Source organism: Shewanella ulleungensis, assembly GCF_014648315.1.
GTDB lineage: Bacteria > Pseudomonadota > Gammaproteobacteria > Enterobacterales > Shewanellaceae > Shewanella > Shewanella ulleungensis.
On sequence record NZ_BMQW01000001.1, the window covers coordinates 761,507 to 778,123 of the forward strand.

Annotated in this window: 13 protein-coding genes; 2 read left to right on the forward strand and 11 right to left on the reverse strand. The window is 41.3% G+C overall.

Features of this window, described 5'->3' with window-relative positions:
• Window position 1 precedes the first annotated feature (1 nt).
• From IEY40_RS03155 to zwf, 9 genes are all read right to left on the reverse strand, one after another.
• On the reverse strand, window positions 2-694 hold the full coding sequence (locus IEY40_RS03155) for an aspartate/glutamate racemase family protein (RefSeq protein ID WP_188920916.1): 693 nt from the start codon (window positions 692-694) through the stop codon (window positions 2-4).
• A gap of 96 nt (window positions 695-790) precedes the next feature.
• The gene (locus IEY40_RS03160) at window positions 791-1,351 is read right to left on the reverse strand and encodes a hypothetical protein (protein ID WP_188953213.1); all 561 of its coding nucleotides are present in this window, start codon (window positions 1,349-1,351) and stop codon (window positions 791-793) included.
• 437 nt (window positions 1,352-1,788) lie between these two features.
• Window positions 1,789-2,052, reverse strand: a complete 264-nt coding sequence (locus IEY40_RS03165; protein ID WP_188953215.1) for a hypothetical protein — start codon at window positions 2,050-2,052, stop codon at window positions 1,789-1,791.
• 269 nt (window positions 2,053-2,321) lie between these two features.
• A complete protein-coding gene (locus tag IEY40_RS03170) occupies window positions 2,322-2,852 on the reverse strand; it encodes a hypothetical protein (RefSeq protein WP_188953217.1) in 531 nt (176 codons plus the stop codon).
• Window positions 2,853-3,588: 736 nt separating this feature from the next.
• Window positions 3,589-4,365, reverse strand: coding sequence for a hypothetical protein (locus tag IEY40_RS03175; RefSeq protein ID WP_101033131.1), 777 nt, complete (start codon window positions 4,363-4,365; stop codon window positions 3,589-3,591).
• A gap of 959 nt (window positions 4,366-5,324) precedes the next feature.
• On the reverse strand, window positions 5,325-5,969 hold the full coding sequence (locus IEY40_RS03180) for a bifunctional 4-hydroxy-2-oxoglutarate aldolase/2-dehydro-3-deoxy-phosphogluconate aldolase (protein WP_188739715.1): 645 nt from the start codon (window positions 5,967-5,969) through the stop codon (window positions 5,325-5,327).
• A 19-nt stretch (window positions 5,970-5,988) separates the two neighbouring features.
• On the reverse strand, window positions 5,989-7,815 hold the full coding sequence (gene edd / locus IEY40_RS03185; protein ID WP_188953219.1) for a phosphogluconate dehydratase: 1,827 nt from the start codon (window positions 7,813-7,815) through the stop codon (window positions 5,989-5,991).
• A gap of 11 nt (window positions 7,816-7,826) precedes the next feature.
• Window positions 7,827-8,525 (reverse strand): 6-phosphogluconolactonase, encoded by a 699-nt coding sequence (pgl, locus tag IEY40_RS03190; protein WP_188953221.1) that lies wholly within the window; start codon window positions 8,523-8,525, stop codon window positions 7,827-7,829.
• Window positions 8,526-8,534: 9 nt separating this feature from the next.
• Window positions 8,535-10,004: a glucose-6-phosphate dehydrogenase gene (gene zwf, locus IEY40_RS03195; protein ID WP_188953223.1), complete on the reverse strand. Its 1,470-nt coding sequence runs from the start codon at window positions 10,002-10,004 to the stop codon at window positions 8,535-8,537.
• 338 nt (window positions 10,005-10,342) lie between these two features.
• Here zwf and IEY40_RS03200 point away from each other — a divergent pair, with 338 nt between their 5' ends.
• Together IEY40_RS03200 and pyk are read left to right on the forward strand one after the other, a co-directional pair.
• Window positions 10,343-11,197 (forward strand): MurR/RpiR family transcriptional regulator, encoded by an 855-nt coding sequence (locus tag IEY40_RS03200; RefSeq protein ID WP_160052426.1) that lies wholly within the window; start codon window positions 10,343-10,345, stop codon window positions 11,195-11,197.
• 318 nt (window positions 11,198-11,515) lie between these two features.
• On the forward strand, window positions 11,516-12,955 hold the full coding sequence (pyk, locus tag IEY40_RS03205) for a pyruvate kinase (RefSeq protein ID WP_188953225.1): 1,440 nt from the start codon (window positions 11,516-11,518) through the stop codon (window positions 12,953-12,955).
• Between the two features lie 545 nt (window positions 12,956-13,500).
• On the opposite strand, the gene IEY40_RS03210 is transcribed toward pyk, so the two are convergent.
• The gene (locus tag IEY40_RS03210) at window positions 13,501-15,777 is read right to left on the reverse strand and encodes an acyl-CoA dehydrogenase (protein ID WP_188953227.1); all 2,277 of its coding nucleotides are present in this window, start codon (window positions 15,775-15,777) and stop codon (window positions 13,501-13,503) included.
• An 11-nt stretch (window positions 15,778-15,788) separates the two neighbouring features.
• The gene (gene psrA, locus IEY40_RS03215; protein WP_160052423.1) at window positions 15,789-16,430 is read right to left on the reverse strand and encodes a TetR family transcriptional repressor PsrA; all 642 of its coding nucleotides are present in this window, start codon (window positions 16,428-16,430) and stop codon (window positions 15,789-15,791) included.
• Window positions 16,431-16,617: the final 187 nt, after the last annotated feature.

A 16,617-nucleotide genomic window follows, 5' to 3' on the forward strand; every position in this document is an offset into this window, starting at 1 on the left:
TTTATGTTAAAGCCATCAATACCGCGCTATTAGCATGGATTTGAGTGGTATCGTATAACGGTACTTGGGTATGTTGCTGCTTCACTAACAAGGCAATTTCTGTACAACCTAAAATCACCGCTTGTGCGCCTTGAGCAAAGAGTTTATCGATAATGGCTAAGTAAGCTTGCCTTGATTGGGGGTTAATTTTGCCTAAACATAACTCTCGATATATCACGTCATGAACACACGTTTGATCCACTGGATTAGGTACTATCACTTCAATGGGATAATTGTCGCTAATCCGCCGTTTGTAAAAGTCTTGCTCCATAGTAAATCGAGTACCTAACAAACCGACTTTAGTGACGCCATCAGCAAGGAGAGCATTAGCGGTCGCATCAGCAATATGCAAAATCGGTATTGAGATTTGCGCCTGGATCTCATCTGCAACTTTGTGCATGGTATTGGTACAAATAAGCACAAAATCAGCACCACCTGCTTCCACCGCTACAGCCGCATCAGCTAATATCTTGGCGGTTTCATCCCATAACCCTTGATGTTGCAGAGCTTCAATTTCAGCAAAATCGACGCTGTACAAACATATCTTTGCTGAGTGTAAGCCACCTAACTCAGCCTTAATCCCTTTGTTAATCGCCTGATAATAGCTTTGCGTCGACTCCCAACTCATACCGCCAATCATACCAATGGTTTTCATGCTTATTCCTGTGATGTGAATTTGATGATGCTTAAACTGATTTCACCAAGGCTTCTTTTTTAAACTGTTACCCTGACTCGACTTAATTTTTAAAAATTACTCATCTAACCCAAACTTTTTCCGAATGCGTTTAGCCCATGACGGCCTTTGTATTTTGTAGCTGTATATACTCTCTGGCACAATGATATTCGGGTTGGCTAATACAAGTGCATCAAAAAAAGCACGTCGATCAAATCCACGATAGTTTGAGTACATTAGTTGCCTATGTTCTCCATTTTTGAGCACTATCACGTTTGACGTAAATTCATGCCCTGTATGGCTGATTTGCTTTAATTGCGTAATGTCAGAAACCTTGACTTGCCAGCTCACATCACCAAAGGTGGGATCAAAATAAGACAAAGTGGTTGGCGTGACACACACCCTAATTTGTTTATTTTCAAACCAAAACCATAATGCTAATCCAAGTAATATCGCTTCAACAACCCAAATGGCGATATCAACAACCTCAAACAGTTGTGCTAACGCATGGGTATCGTTCGTTAACCTTGGTAGATATTTGTGAGCTGCTACGTATAAAAGGAGTGCCACGACAGCATTTAAAATCAGTAACAATGCTGACGAACGTTGTTTCTTGGTATAAATGAAGTGAGTTGTCATGTTTACCCTTTATGAGAAACTAGGTTTTACTATTACCCTGACTAAATTTGGTTTTTAATTTGAGTGAAAACAGAAAATACCCACTTTAACAATGAGTGCTCGCCTATTGACTAATAGAAGGCTCATATGTGTAATACGAAATTATCTTTTATTATTACGATGAATAAATTTATAAATTGAACTGTAACCAGTTACAGCATAAAACAAAAACAAAGAGCCGATTAATATTTGAGAAATATGGCTTAACATTTCTGTTATTCCGCCAAAAATTGGATGAATTAAACTCCATATCCCCATCAATATAAATGGTATACCTAGTATAGCTCCCAGAAAGCGCATAATTAACTTTTTAGTTACCACAAATATACGTCCTCCGATGACGTATAAGTGCCCCCACAAGCAGAACGAGGGCATTTAGTGGTTTGTTATAAGCATATTTAGTGATTACCATCTGATCCAGCACCACTGCTATCTCTTGGACCTCCGCCAAAATTCGAATGCTTGCAGACTGCTTGATCTTGGCTTTTGTTAAACTGCCACAAAGCAATAGCAGCAAAATATGGGATTAACCAGACAAGAACAATCTGAGCAAATTTTTGCACATTATCCAAGTCCCCTCTTTTAGCTAAGAAGACTGATATGACAAGGCTTAACACAAAGTAAATGGCTAGAGCAAAGTATATGATAAAAAGTAAATCCATCCCGTACTTCCTCGGCTTATTAGAAAAATAATGTCGCCCATGATTTTTAATGGCGTTTGTACTGTTTTCATCAATGCTTATTTTTATAAACGTTCACTGCCCCACTAAATTAAAAAATGGCCTACGGCCACTAACGTCGTGTCGCTTCACCCACACCAGACCAAGAGGAAACCAACGGATGTTCCCTCTTGGACCTCCCAGCCGCCACGTCATTTTCTGCAACGACCTCAAGTTCAGAGTTGAATTTAGGCATTTCAAGCTGAGGCATCTCACTCATTTATGGACAAAAACGTTTTAGCGCTTAACCATAGATAGTTTATTGTATTTTTTTTGATTAAACAAAGAGGGATGTAGTTAGGCTGCTTTTGGTCGGCTTTTAACAAATTTATATAGCCATTATTATCGTGAATGAGTGAAGCATACGACTCATGAATTAATATATGATTATGCTTGGTTGGATGGACCTTTATTGACATTGAGACCGACTTAAAGGGGCTTGGATTTGTAGGTGCTCCCCTTACTCTCGGTCCACGTTTAGAAAAGTTAAAATTTAATATATCATCTTCAGATGGCGATGCCGTTCCATCACTTGTAGATCCCAGCCCCAAATTTAACACCCTTGGTGCGATAGCTGTATAACCTTCACTCTGAAGACTAATTTCAAGAAAAACATCGTTATTATTTATATTAGAATTTAGGGTACAGTCAACTCCTTCTGTCGCTAAATACTCCCCTTCATAATTATGATTACACCCCAATAATGACAAACCTAAGAGTGTAACTGAGATTACCTTTTTCATTGAAAACACCTCAACCTGAAAATCGTATAGCATTTGTACAGTGCGCATGCGCACTTATTGGGATTAACACGCATGTGAATTTGCCACGTAAAAGAAGACTAAATACAAATTATTATTCAATATACTTACAATAACTTACTTCAAATACCCCAAATATACCAGCCGACTACATGTGCATGGGAATTCTGCTTAAAAGATTAAACATCATTGGCTGTATTTTTGGGTACTATTACTCAATATTTGATTTTGCATAATTAGGAGGGAAACAAACTTTGGGGAAATGAGTCACCACCCTAAACCGTTTATGGACAAAAGCGGGTTGGAAGATTTGTTTTTATAAAAGTTTGCCCTAATCAGACTAAATTTTAAAACTCAATTAAATTTTCATTGGCGTCAAAGGTTGACTACAAGTGCAAATGATCCAGCGAGACGCCGCAAGCACCTCCATGTAGGCTTAACCAAAACATCCTTGTTTTGGATACTCGCTGGCTCATCAACACCTGAACTTTTGTTTCTTCGATTAAGCTTCATTGATGACTGTAGTAACGCAAGAGTTAAGTTGTTACTGGACAGAAACGGCTTAGAGCTATGGCTCTAAAGGTAAGGAGTGGTATTAGGAAATATATGGCAATCGGATATGATGTAACGCTCCACTAAGGAGCAAGTAACTGTTGGTTAAAATTTGTAGCGAAGCAAAATTGAGCCAACGGTTACGAATCTCGCTTTAGTGGCTTAGTTAGGCTCGTTTTCTACTCATGCCTTCAATTAAACTAGGGTGCATATAAGTTGTTTTTTCTTTGGGAATACTCACAGACTTCATAGTTTTGCAGATAGGAATACCCGTAAGATGATAAGAATCCATAAAACCATTGATGAACACCTCTATTTTTGAAGAAGAAACGGGCTTGAGCGGAATAATTAGGTAAAACCAGAAACTATTAAACGCAAGTAACCTAATCATAAAATTTGAATGTTGAGGGCCGTTATAACTTACCTTACAACTACGGAGCAACCTAGCTTCCATAGTTCCTTCAATTTGATTAGTTTCAGTATTAAGGCGATTTGACGATGTGACAATTAGAAGCCGCAACATCACATCTGGTGCGTCATTAACTTTTCCTAAAATGTAGGGAACATATTTCCTTAGCGCTGCTACGGCTTTAAAACCATCAGCTGAAGCTCTTGCTGAGTTATATGATATTTTTAACAGCTCTCTGAGGAGATCGTTATAGTTAAATTCAAATTCGACATTATCCCCAGGCTGTATCGGCTGAAGCATATTATCTTCAAATAACTTTACAAATCGTCCATCGATTTCAGATAAAATGCCATTATTGCAAGGTTCACAAACATCTTTTACAACTAAATCTGCTTTAAACACCTTGTCAGATTTATCATTCAACGAAAGCATGCCCTCCTCAAGTTTTCGGATGACACCGTTAGGAAAAACATGCTCTCTTGATAGTTTTTTTTGTACACCACAAAATGCACAGCATTTTTTTTTTGATTCCATTTTGAGTATTACTCCTAGAGCCTAACATTTGTATATACGACATGCGCGTTTATTAGGCTAGACCTGTCAAAGCGCATAATGATAATTGTTTAATCCGCAACGGTTTGTTAATCATCATACTAATTCACCTTCTGTCAAAACGAGAATGTACACTTTGCTTGCCTAATAACCGTGCAACAACAATTTTAGTTGATTGAATTTACAGGTGTTTACGTTTTTGCTCAATAGTAACTAGTGAACTTAGCAGGCGTTATATCAGTTATGTGTCACAAAAGCTCAGTAATACTGTATAAACACGGGTTATAAGATCTTTCCAATGATGAGAGAAGGTATTGCAAAAAGATCTATTACGTATTTGGCAAAGTGATGGCTGTAGCTCATAAAGGGGCATAAACGAGTTAGTTGTCTTGATTTTAAAATGTTCAAATTTAACTCTGAACTTGAGGACGTTGAAGAAAATAGCGTGAGTCCTGACATGGATGTCAGGCTAGCTTTCGAGGTACAGGATGTACCATCGGAAGCGTTAGCATTTTCGAATAAGGCCAAAGCTGGCTATAAATGAAGTTAAAAGCTGGATCAAACCACGTCGCGAAATTATCGCTTTTCAGATAATTTTGATGTGGCGGCTGGGAGTTCCAAGAGGGAACAGCCGTTGGTTTCCTCTTGGTCTGGTGTGGGCGAAGCGCCACGACGTTAGTGGCCGTAGGCCATGAGTACATAAGTACATAAGTACATAAGTACAAAACGTAAAAACTAACACCTGGATCCCGGCTCAAAAGCATTACCGGGAAGACGATTACACTACCCTGCGTAAGTTAAAACTTACGGCCTTTGCTATGGTGTGGCGAAGCCCCAAAATATTAGTGGCTGTAGGCCATATGCTAGCGACGATATGAAACAAAAAGCCATAAAAAAACCAGCTAAAGCTGGTTTTTAGAGTGATGTCATTACAAGGTTAATTAAAGGGCAGCTAGCGCGTCTTTACATAACTGTGTAATACGATCCCATTCTTCATTGTCTACTGCATCTGTTGGTGCAATCCAACTACCGCCAATACAATCAACATTTGGCAATGCCAAATAATCTTTGTAAGTAGCAGGGCTAATGCCGCCAGTTGGGCAAAAACGAATGTCTGCTAGTGGACCAGAGAATGACTTAAGTGCATTCACACCGCCTGAAGCTTCAGCAGGGAAAAACTTGAAGTGAGTGTAACCTAACTCCATGCCTACCATGATTTCAGAAATACTGGCAATACCTGGGATTAATGGCACAGTGCCTTTTTTAGCCGCTTTTAATAAATCAACCGTGGCGCCAGGGGTAATGATAAATTGCGAACCAGCTGCAACCGCCTGGTTTAGCTGAGTTTCATTTAAAATAGTACCCGCACCCACAAGGGCTTCTGGCACTTCTTTAGCAATTTTGGCAATGGCTTCAAGTGCACAAGGAGTGCGTAAGGTCACTTCTAATACACTGATCCCGCCAGCAACGAGTGCTTTAGCTAAAGGCACTGCATGTTCTAGCTTGTTTATCACCATAACCGGAACTACTGGGCTACGTTTAAACACTTCTTGTGGTTGAAGTAACCAGTTATTAGGCTCAATCATGTTACCGACTTCCTTATTTTTAATATAATTCATCAATCGCGCTAGTGCTGCGAGCACCTGTTTCTGGGCTGCTTAAGCTGCGACGTAACGCACCAAACAATTCACGACCCATGCCGTACGCTGAATGGTGTGAATCCACAATCCCTGCGGTGCGGTTAGCAAGCGTTTTCTCATCAACTAACAGAGTTAATTCACCTGTAGTGGCATCGATACGAATAACATCGCCATCTTGCACTTTGGCAATTAAGCCACCGTCTAATGCTTCTGGTGTTAAATGAATCGCGGCAGGAACTTTACCTGATGCGCCAGACATACGGCCATCTGTTACCAATGCAACTCTAAAACCTTTATCTTGTAAGGTGCCCAAGAATGGTGTGAGTTTGTGTAGTTCTGGCATGCCATTGGCTTTAGGGCCCTGGCCTTTAACGACAACAACGCAATCACGGTCTAACGAACCAGACTTGAATAACTCGTCAATTTCATTTTGATCGTTAATCACAACCGCTGGCGCTTCAATGACACGATTCCCTGCAGGTACTGCAGAAACCTTAATCACCGCGCGGCCTAAGTTACCTTTAAGTAGGGTTAAACCACCGTTACTTTGAAAAGGCGTATCAAGATGCGTTAATACTTCTTTGTCTAACGATTCAGTGACTCCATCAACCCACTTTAACTCGCCATCGATAATACGAGGCTCTTGGGTATAACGACGTAAACCGTAACCAGCAACAGTATTCACATCTTCATGAATTAAGCCGCCATCAAGCAATTCTTTAACCAATAACGCCATACCGCCAGCAGCATGGAAATGGTTAATATCAGCATGACCATTTGGATAAACACGGGCCAATAATGGTACAGCAGCAGATAAGTCAGAAAAGTCATCCCAGTTAACGATAATGCCAGCTGCACGTGCAATAGCCACAATATGCATGGTCAAGTTAGTTGAGCCGCCTGTTGCCAGTAATGCTACGATACCGTTAACGACTGATTTTTCATTAACCACTTCACCAATGGGGGTGTATTGCGTGCCCATAGAAGTTAAACGGCACACTTGTTTAGCGGCCATTTTGCTTAACTCATCACGTAAAGGATCATCTGGGTTTACAAACGATGAACCTGGTAACTGTAAGCCCATCACTTCTAACATTAACTGGTTAGAGTTAGCTGTACCGTAGAAGGTACACGTACCGGCACTGTGGTATGACTTTGATTCAGCTTCTAGTAATGCTGCGCGGTCTACTTTACCTTGGGCAAATTGTTGACGAATACGTGCTTTTTCTTTGTTTGGGATGCCTGATTTCATTGGGCCTGCTGGCACAAATAACATCGGTAAATGACCAAAACTCAATGCGCCAATCAACAAACCTGGTACGATTTTGTCACAAATACCCAGCAGCAATGCACCGTCAAACATGTTGTGCGATAGCCCTACTGCGGTCGACATAGCAATCACTTCGCGGCTAAGTAGACTTAACTCCATACCCGGTTGACCTTGAGTGACACCGTCACACATGGCTGGTACACCTGCTGCAACTTGTGCAACACTGCCCACATCCATACACGCTTGTTTAAGCATGTTCGGGTAGGTTTCATAGGGTTGGTGTGCAGATAACATGTCGTTAAATGCCGTCACAATACCTATGTTGGCTTTGGTCAGTTGGCGTAAAGAATCTTTCTCTACCGGCTGACATGCCGCAAAACCGTGGGCTAAATTGCCACAACTTAATGCACTACGGTGAACGCCTTGAGCTTTAGCGTCGTTTAGGGCAGATAAATAGCTTGAACGCGACTGTTGACTGCGAGCAATAATTCTATCGGTAACAGCTTGTACTACTGAATGCATGGTAAAACTCCTTACGCGCTATAGAACACATCAACGGGCGTTTTACGCTGCGCTAACACGGCTCTAATTGGCATTTGGGTAACATCATCATTTTCAAGTGCTTGATGATATACAGTTAATTTTGGCTCTCCAACAAGATGCAAATAAATCTGACGACTATTTAAAATGGCATCTTTTGATAACGTTATGCGTGCATGTGGTGCTGTAGTTGGATTAACCGCTGCGCATAACGCCTTAGTGTTCAGGGCGTTATCTAATTCAGCGCTACATGGGAACCATGAACAAGTATGTCCATCGGTGCCCATACCCAGCACTACCACGTCAAACGGACGAGGAAAGTTAGCCAACGAATCACTTGTCATGTCACAGCCCGCTTCAGGGCTAGCAAACATATTCTTAAGACCACGGAACTTGGCACTAGCTGCACGGTTTTGTAATAAATGTTCACGAACAAGTCTTTCGTTCGAATCTTTTTCGTCAGCATTAACCCAACGCTCATCGGCCAAAGTAATGTAAACATCACTCCAATCAACAAGCTTATGGCTTAATAGCTCAAACAATTTTAACGGGGTAGATCCACCTGATACGACTAAACTGGCTTTGCCACGAGTGTCGACAGCATCTTGTAATTGCTGAGCAATTTTGTCTGCTAACTTGGCTTCAAGATCTGCTGGTGTATCAAACGATTTAAATACAGTTTCTTTAATCATATCTGCTCCCTACTCGTCCCAAGAACGGCCGTCTTTAGTGATAAGTGCCACTGACGCCACTGGGCCCCAAGTACCTGCTGGATACGGTTTGGGTTTTTCACCGCTTTGTTCCCACGACTGAATGATTCCGTCAACCCACTTCCACGCTTGTTCAACTTCGTCACGACGCACGAACAAGGCTTGGTTACCCAACATGGCTTCGAGTAATAAACGCTCATAAGCATCAGCAATACGTTCATTCTTAAAAGTATCAGTGAAACTTAAATCCAGCTTAGTCGTTTGTAAACGCTGCTTTTGCTCAAGACCTGGCACCTTGTTCATCATCTGAATTTCGACCCCTTCATGAGGCTGTAAACGGATGGTTAACTTATTAGGTGGCAAATTGCGGTAGCTAGCACGGTACAAATTGTGCGGCGGGTTTTTAAAGTACACCACAATTTCACTGCTCTTAAATGGCATACGCTTGCCGCTGCGTAAATAGAACGGCACACCAGCCCAACGCCAGTTGTCTATATCAACACGAAGCGCCACAAAGGTTTCGGTGTTTGAATTAGTGTTTGCGTCTTCTTCTTCTAAGTAACCCGGAACTGGCGAACCTTTTAAGAAGCCTGCACTGTATTGACCACGAACAGTATTTTCATACACGTTGTCTTGGTTAATTGGGCGCAGTGACTTAAGCACTTTTACTTTTTCATCACGAATGCTGTCAGCGTCAAGATTAACGGGTGGATCCATTGCAACAAGGGTTAACACTTGTAATAAATGGTTTTGGATCATGTCACGCATCTGGCCTGCGCCATCAAAGTAACCCCAACGTCCTTCAATACCCACTTCTTCGGCAACAGTGATTTGGACATGATCGATTGTGCGGTTGTCCCACTTTGATGCAAACAATGAGTTAGCAAAACGTAACGCTATTAAGTTTTGTACTGTTTCTTTACCTAAGTAATGGTCAATACGGTAAACCTGGTTTTCGTTGAAGAACTCGGCCACTTGATCGTTAATCACATGCGATGATTCTAAATCGGTTCCGATGGGTTTTTCTAATACAACGCGGGTGTCTGACTTAATTAAATCTTGCTCATGTAAACAACGACAGATAGCACCAAAAATTGAAGGCGGTGTTGCGAAATAGTTCACCATGACACGCTTACTTGGTTCAAGTAAATCGTGGAATGCTTTGTAACCTTCAGGCTCGGTGAAGTTGGTGCCGATGTAATGACAACGACTGAGGAAGCGTTCTAGCGTAGTTGGACAAATTTCATCTTTAACAAAAGTATTTAATGCTTTTGTTACAAGGGCGATGAATTCTTCATGGGTGAATGCATCTTTTGCAACACCAATAACCTTGGTTTCTTTATCGAGTAACTCTGCTTTATCTAGCTGGTATAAAGAAGGTAATAATTTGCGCCTAGCTAAATCGCCTTTTGTACCGAAAAGTACGAAGTCACAAGCCTTGGCTCCAATTGATTTGCCCATTGCTGAAAGCTCTCCTGATTATGTGTGTGCGCCATGTTCGAATTCGCTCGATGAATAAAAACACACTTTTGTTGTAATATAACAACAGAACTTGAATATTGCATCTTTAATTTGCAAATATTGCATTGTTGTTAACCTAGTCATCTGCACCTATTATCTGGTATGATTTTCCACCTATAACAAGGCTTACAAACCATTTAACCGTGATCTGTGTCTTGAAAAATAACAACAGGATCGTGTAAAAGGTAAAAAAATAACTTAAATCACGAAATTCCTGTAAGTTATGGTATAAAACTACATAACCTACTACTTAGCTACTTTTTAGCGGATGCTTGCTTATGAATACCCTAGAAAAGGTTCAAAAAAGCCTTACCCAATTTAGTAAATCGGAACGAAAAGTTGCCGAAGTCATACTAGCCTCACCGCAAACAGCTATACATTCTAGTATCGCGACTTTAGCCAAGATGGCTGATGTGAGTGAGCCAACCGTTAACCGCTTTTGCCGTCGCCTTGATACTAAAGGTTTCCCTGATTTTAAGTTACATTTGGCACAAAGTCTTGCTAACGGTACACCTTATGTTAGTCGACATGTTGAAGAAGACGATTCTCCAGATTCATATACAACAAAAATCTTCGAATCTTCAATGGCATCGCTCGATACCGCACGTCAAAGTCTTGATACAGCGGCAATCAATAAAGCCGTTGATGTACTCACTCAAGCTAAGACTATTTCGTTTTTTGGGCTTGGTGCTTCCTCTTCTGTGGCCCACGATGCCCAAAACAAGTTCTTCCGTTTCAATGTACCGGTAATTTGTTTCGATGATGTGTTAATGCAACGTATGAGCTGCATTAATTGTAATGAAGGCGATGTTGTTGTGCTTATCTCGCACACTGGCCGCACTAAATCATTAATCGAAATTGCCCGTATTGCCCGTGAAAACGGCGCCGCAGTTATTGGCATTACAGCCCGCAACTCACCATTATCTTTAGAGTGTACGCTACCTGTTACCATGGAAGTACCTGAAGATACCGACATGTACTTACCAATGGCGTCACGATTAGCGCAGTTAGTGACAATCGATGTTCTCGCTACCGGCTTTACATTGCGCCGTGGACCGAGATTCCGTGATAATCTAAAACGCGTTAAAGAAGTATTAAAAGAGTCACGTGTTAATAAAGATCTCACTATTTAACGGCTATTTATTACCCGAACTGTTAAATAATTACACAATAAATTAAGTTTTGATCCCGAGTTTGTAATCTAACATCAGTACTTAAGAGACATTAAAGGCCATACGGTTCATACCGAATGGCCTTTTTTATTGTAAAAATCACTTATCTGTCACATAAATTACACAGTAAAAGTCGTCTTTTTGTTTGTAACTTTACTACATTAATTAAGAATGTCTGTTAATATAGTTACATCATTTAAGTACTAAGATAGCTTGTGTACTTTAAATAACCGAATTCTATTTAACACAAAATCTTACTTATCATTAACGGAGTATCTCATGTTCCGCAGAACTAAAATCGTTACAACACTTGGGCCAGCAACTGACCGCGATGACAATTTACGTAAAATTATCGCAGCCGGTGCTAACGTGGTTAGACTTAACTTCTCACACGGTTCACCAGAAGATCATTTAAAACGTGCTACAGATACACGTAGAATCGCTAAAGAATTAGGCAAGCATGTTGCTGTTCTTGGTGATCTGCAAGGCCCAAAAATCCGCATATCTACGTTTAAAGATAACCAAAAAATCAAACTTAACTTGGGCGACAAATTTATCCTTGATGCTGATTTAGGCAAAGGTGAAGGCGACGATAAACAAGTCGGTATTGATTATAAGCAACTTCCAGATGATGTTGTGATTGGTGATATCTTGATGCTGGATGATGGCCGTGTGCAATTACGAGTTGACAGTGTTGAAGGCCGTAAAGTCTTTACTACTGTGACTGTTGCAGGTCCTTTGTCTAACAATAAAGGCATCAACAAAAAAGGTGGCGGCTTAACAGCTCCTGCATTGACAGAAAAAGACATGGCAGACATTAAAACAGCTGCAATGATTAATGTTGATTACTTAGCCGTCTCTTTCCCTCGTACTGGTGCTGATTTAGATCTTGCACGTAAACTTGCTGTAGAAGCAGGTAGTAATGCATTAATCGTTGCTAAAGTTGAACGTGCAGAAGCCGTTGAAACTGATGAAGCAATGGATGATGTGATCAGAGCATCAGATGTAGTGATGGTTGCTCGTGGTGACTTAGGTGTTGAAATTGGTGATGCTGCCCTAGTTGCAGTACAAAAACGTTTAATTCAACGTTCACGCCAGTTAAACAAAGCGGTTATCACTGCGACCCAAATGATGGAATCAATGATCACTAGCCCAATGCCAACTCGTGCTGAAGTCATGGACGTGGCTAACGCGGTATTAGATGGTACTGACGCAGTAATGCTATCAGCAGAAACCGCTGCAGGTGACTTCCCTGAAGAAACAGTATTAGCAATGGCTAACGTGTGTTTAGGTGCAGAATCACACCCAAGTGTGAAAGTATCTAAGCACCGTATGGATCAAAGTTTCTCATCAGTTGAAGAAACTATTGCCCTATCAACTATGTATGCAGCTAATCACTTAGCAGGCGTAAAAGCGATTATTTCGTTAACTGAATCTGGCGCGACAGCTAAATTAATGTCACGCATCAGTTCTGGCTTACCTATTTTTGCTTTATCGCGTCACCAGAGAACATTAGCCAGCATGGCAATGTATCGTGGTGTACAGCCAATTGAGTTTGATTCTACGGCTTACCCTGCTGACGAACTAGCTAAAGAAGCACTTAACTGCATGGTTAATGCCGGTTACTTATCAAGTGGTGACATGGTACTGATGACCAAAGGCGACGCGATGGAAACCATCGGTGGCACTAACACTTGTAAAGTGTTGGTAGTTGCATAACTCGCTCAATATGACGTATGCAGCGTGTTAACGCATCTGCTTATGGATCAATAATGTTAAAGCCAACCATGCGGTTGGCTTTTTTATTGCCAGAAATAGTCTGGGCGTACATTCACACTTAAATGCGCACCGACAAATAACTTCAGCGTATCGGAATGCACATAAAAAATAGATATGATAGGCATTGTAGGAGTAAATCACTTAGGCTTATTCATTAATCTAGTCAGTTAAAAGCATCTAGTCACAAACTACAACCGCAAGGCGATGAGGCAAACCTACACATAGAACATCGACCACTAAACATCGATACGGTGTTTTCACTGACGATGACTGCTATCTTGTTTGGTCAAGTAAACTTCGCGTTACCCGGTAATCACAAGTGTATTCGTTTACATCACTCTATTTCAGTTAACTAGCTCTTATAGCACTCACCTCACCCAAATAAGTTGTCATCATTCAGCAGATTGGTTGCTTGCGTTTGCGGTATAAAAAAGCCCCGACTGAGTCAGGGCTTTAGCGTTAAATAATGTTATGTCTAAACGCAATTATAACTTATCAAAATCATTCACATTGATTGCAGCTAGGCGCAGCACATCGGCTTCTACAAGCTGTTTGTGTTCAGCTTCTGTGATGATATCTTTATCGAGGGCTACATCAAACAGCTCCAGCATCGGTAACTTAGATTTTAAGTGACCACTGCGTTGTGCTTTTTTCAGTTTCTTATACAAATCTTTCGCAGCATATTTGGCTAAGAATGCATTTTCCACTTCAGCAATACCACTGGTATCACCATCAAATTCGCCACAAAGGAATGTGATACGGTCACGTGCAGGGCCAGGTTTAAGCATACCTTTGCACACTTCAACCGCAACTTTATCGCTTGGCGCGTTAAAGTGATTACCCAGAGGGAAAATCAACACACGTAACAGCACGGCAGCAATTTTACTTGGGAAATTACGAATAGCTTCGTCAAGCGCTTTAGCTGCTAGGTGTAAACGCTCAGTCATTGCGTAATGCACAGCGGGCAAATCATCTTGTTGACGGCCATTATCTTCAAATAACTTCAATGTAGCAGAAGCTAAATACAGTTGACTCAATACGTCGCCCATGCGAGCAGAAATCATTTCTTTACGCTTAAGGTCGCCGCCCATGATCAACATAGATAAGTCAGTCATAATCGCAAGTGATGACGAAATACGTGTCATGTCGCGGTAATATTGCTGAGTAGGTCCGCTTACTGGTGCACTGGCAAAACGACTGCCTGTTAACGCACTACCAAATGAGCGTAATGCGTTACCAATGGCATAACCCATATGACCCAGTAGTAATGAATCGAAACGATCTAATGCCGATGTTTCATCTTCCATACCAGCGGCTTCCATTTCGGCCAACACATATGGGTGACAACGCGTTGCACCTTGACCAAAAATCATCAATGAACGCGTAAGAATGTTTGCACCTTCTACGGTAATTGAGATTGGATTAGCCATAAATGCATGACCTAAATAATTTTTAGGGCCTAATTGAATGCCTTTACCAGATTGAATATCCATCGCATCTTCAAGTACGTCACGACCGAGTTCAGTCATGTGGTACTTTGCAATAGCGGTTACAACTGAAGGTTTTACTTTTAAGTCGATACCTTGGGTCGTTAAGCGACGTGCAGCCTCAAGTTGATATGTATTGGCAATAATACGCGCCATAGCTTCTTGTACGCCTTCAAAGTTACCAATTGGCATACCAAACTGTTGACGAACATAACTGTAAGCTGTGGTTGTTTTAGTCGCCACGTGGCCAGATGCTGTTGCAAGTGCAGGTAATGAAATACCACGTCCAGCAGACAGACATTCAACCAGCATACGCCAGCCTTTACCCGCATATTGAGGGCCGCCGATAATCCAGTCTAGCGGGATAAACACATCTTCACCGCTAGTGGTACCGTTCATAAATGCCATCATTAATGGATTATGACGACGTCCAATTTCTACGCCTTCGTGATCCGTTGGGATTAAAGCACAGGTAATACCTAGATTTTTAACATCACCTAATAAACCATCAGGGTCACGCATTTGGAACGCTAAACCCAATACTGTCGCAACAGGCGCAAGCGTAATATAGCGCTTGTTCCATGTCAGGCTTAAACCCAAAGTGTCTTCACCTTCAAATTCACGACGACACACAATACCGACATCAGGGATTGCGCCAGCATCACTGCCCGCTTCAGGGCCCGTCAACGCAAAACAAGGAATATCTTTACCTACAGCAAGAGACGGTAACCAATGATCTTTTTGCTCTTGAGTACCATAGTGAGTCAATAATTCACCAGGGCCTAATGAGTTTGGCACCATCACAGTGACGGCTGCACTCACACTGCGTGTGGCAATTTTGGCCACAATTGTTGAGTTTGCAAAAGCAGAAAATTCACGTCCACCGTATTTTTTCGGAATGATTAACGCAAAGAAACCTTCGTCTTTAAAGTATTGCCATAATTCTGGTGGCAAATCTTTACGGTTATGCACGATATCGAAATCGTCAATCATGGTAAGCGCTGTTTGAACTTGATTGTCGATAAAGTCTTGTTCTTCAGCTGTTAATGTTGGCTTACCAAAACCGTGTAACATATTCCAGTTTGGCTTACCGCGGAATAATTCACCTTCCCACCACACGTCGCCGGCTTCCATGGCTTCTTTCTCGGTGCTCGACAAAGGTGGCAACACCTTTTTGAAGAACGAAAATACCGGACGAGTAATGAACTGCATGCGGATATTACGTACGCCAAAGAGGATAATGATCGCTATAAGTAGCAATATGACGATACTCATTTTATACCTTCTTAGTTTGTTAACACAGGGACAGCCACACCGGCCGCCATGTAGGGAATAACTTTACGAATAATTGCTTCAGTGTTGTTATGTTCACCATAATCGGCTGCGGCAATCTCATTTAATGCATCTGCTGATGCCATGGTGAACACAATGGTTCCCAAGGTAAAATGTAAGCGCCAAAACATTTCTGCCGGCGGAATGTGCGGCGCACTAGCAGCAACTGCTTTAACAAATGTCGCTAAATGCTCACCATAATGTGTGGTGATAAACCAGCGTAAATGACCTTGGCTTTCTATATAGCCTCGACCGAGCAACTGCAGAAAAATGATTGTTCCGCCGTTACGCACTTTATTTAATTCAAGTAACGGTTTAATTAAAGCAGAAAAAATCTCGTTTAGTGAAGCGTGTTCAGGCGCATGATGTAAACGATTTATCTCAATGGCAGCACTGGGCATAAACACGTCGAGATATCGTGCCAACACAGCACGGATTAATTCTTTTTTAGAACCAAAATGGTAATTGACCGACGCCAAATTGACTTCGGCTTTACTGGTGATCAGTCGTAACGAAGTTTCAGAAAAACCTCTCTCAGCAAACAACTTTTCAGCTGCATCGAGTATTCTTGTTTTTGTATCAGTACGGCTTGCCATTCCATGACCCAATTTAATTTAAACACCCGTTTAAATTAATCATTGAGCGCACAGATGTCAATTGAAATTATTTGCTTTATAGATAAAACCGAAGAACAAAAACCTTAACAACTGCACCAGATTGTTAACTTATATGCAAAGTTGGCTATTTTTCGGTACACTGACGCCGATAAGAAAAACAAGGATG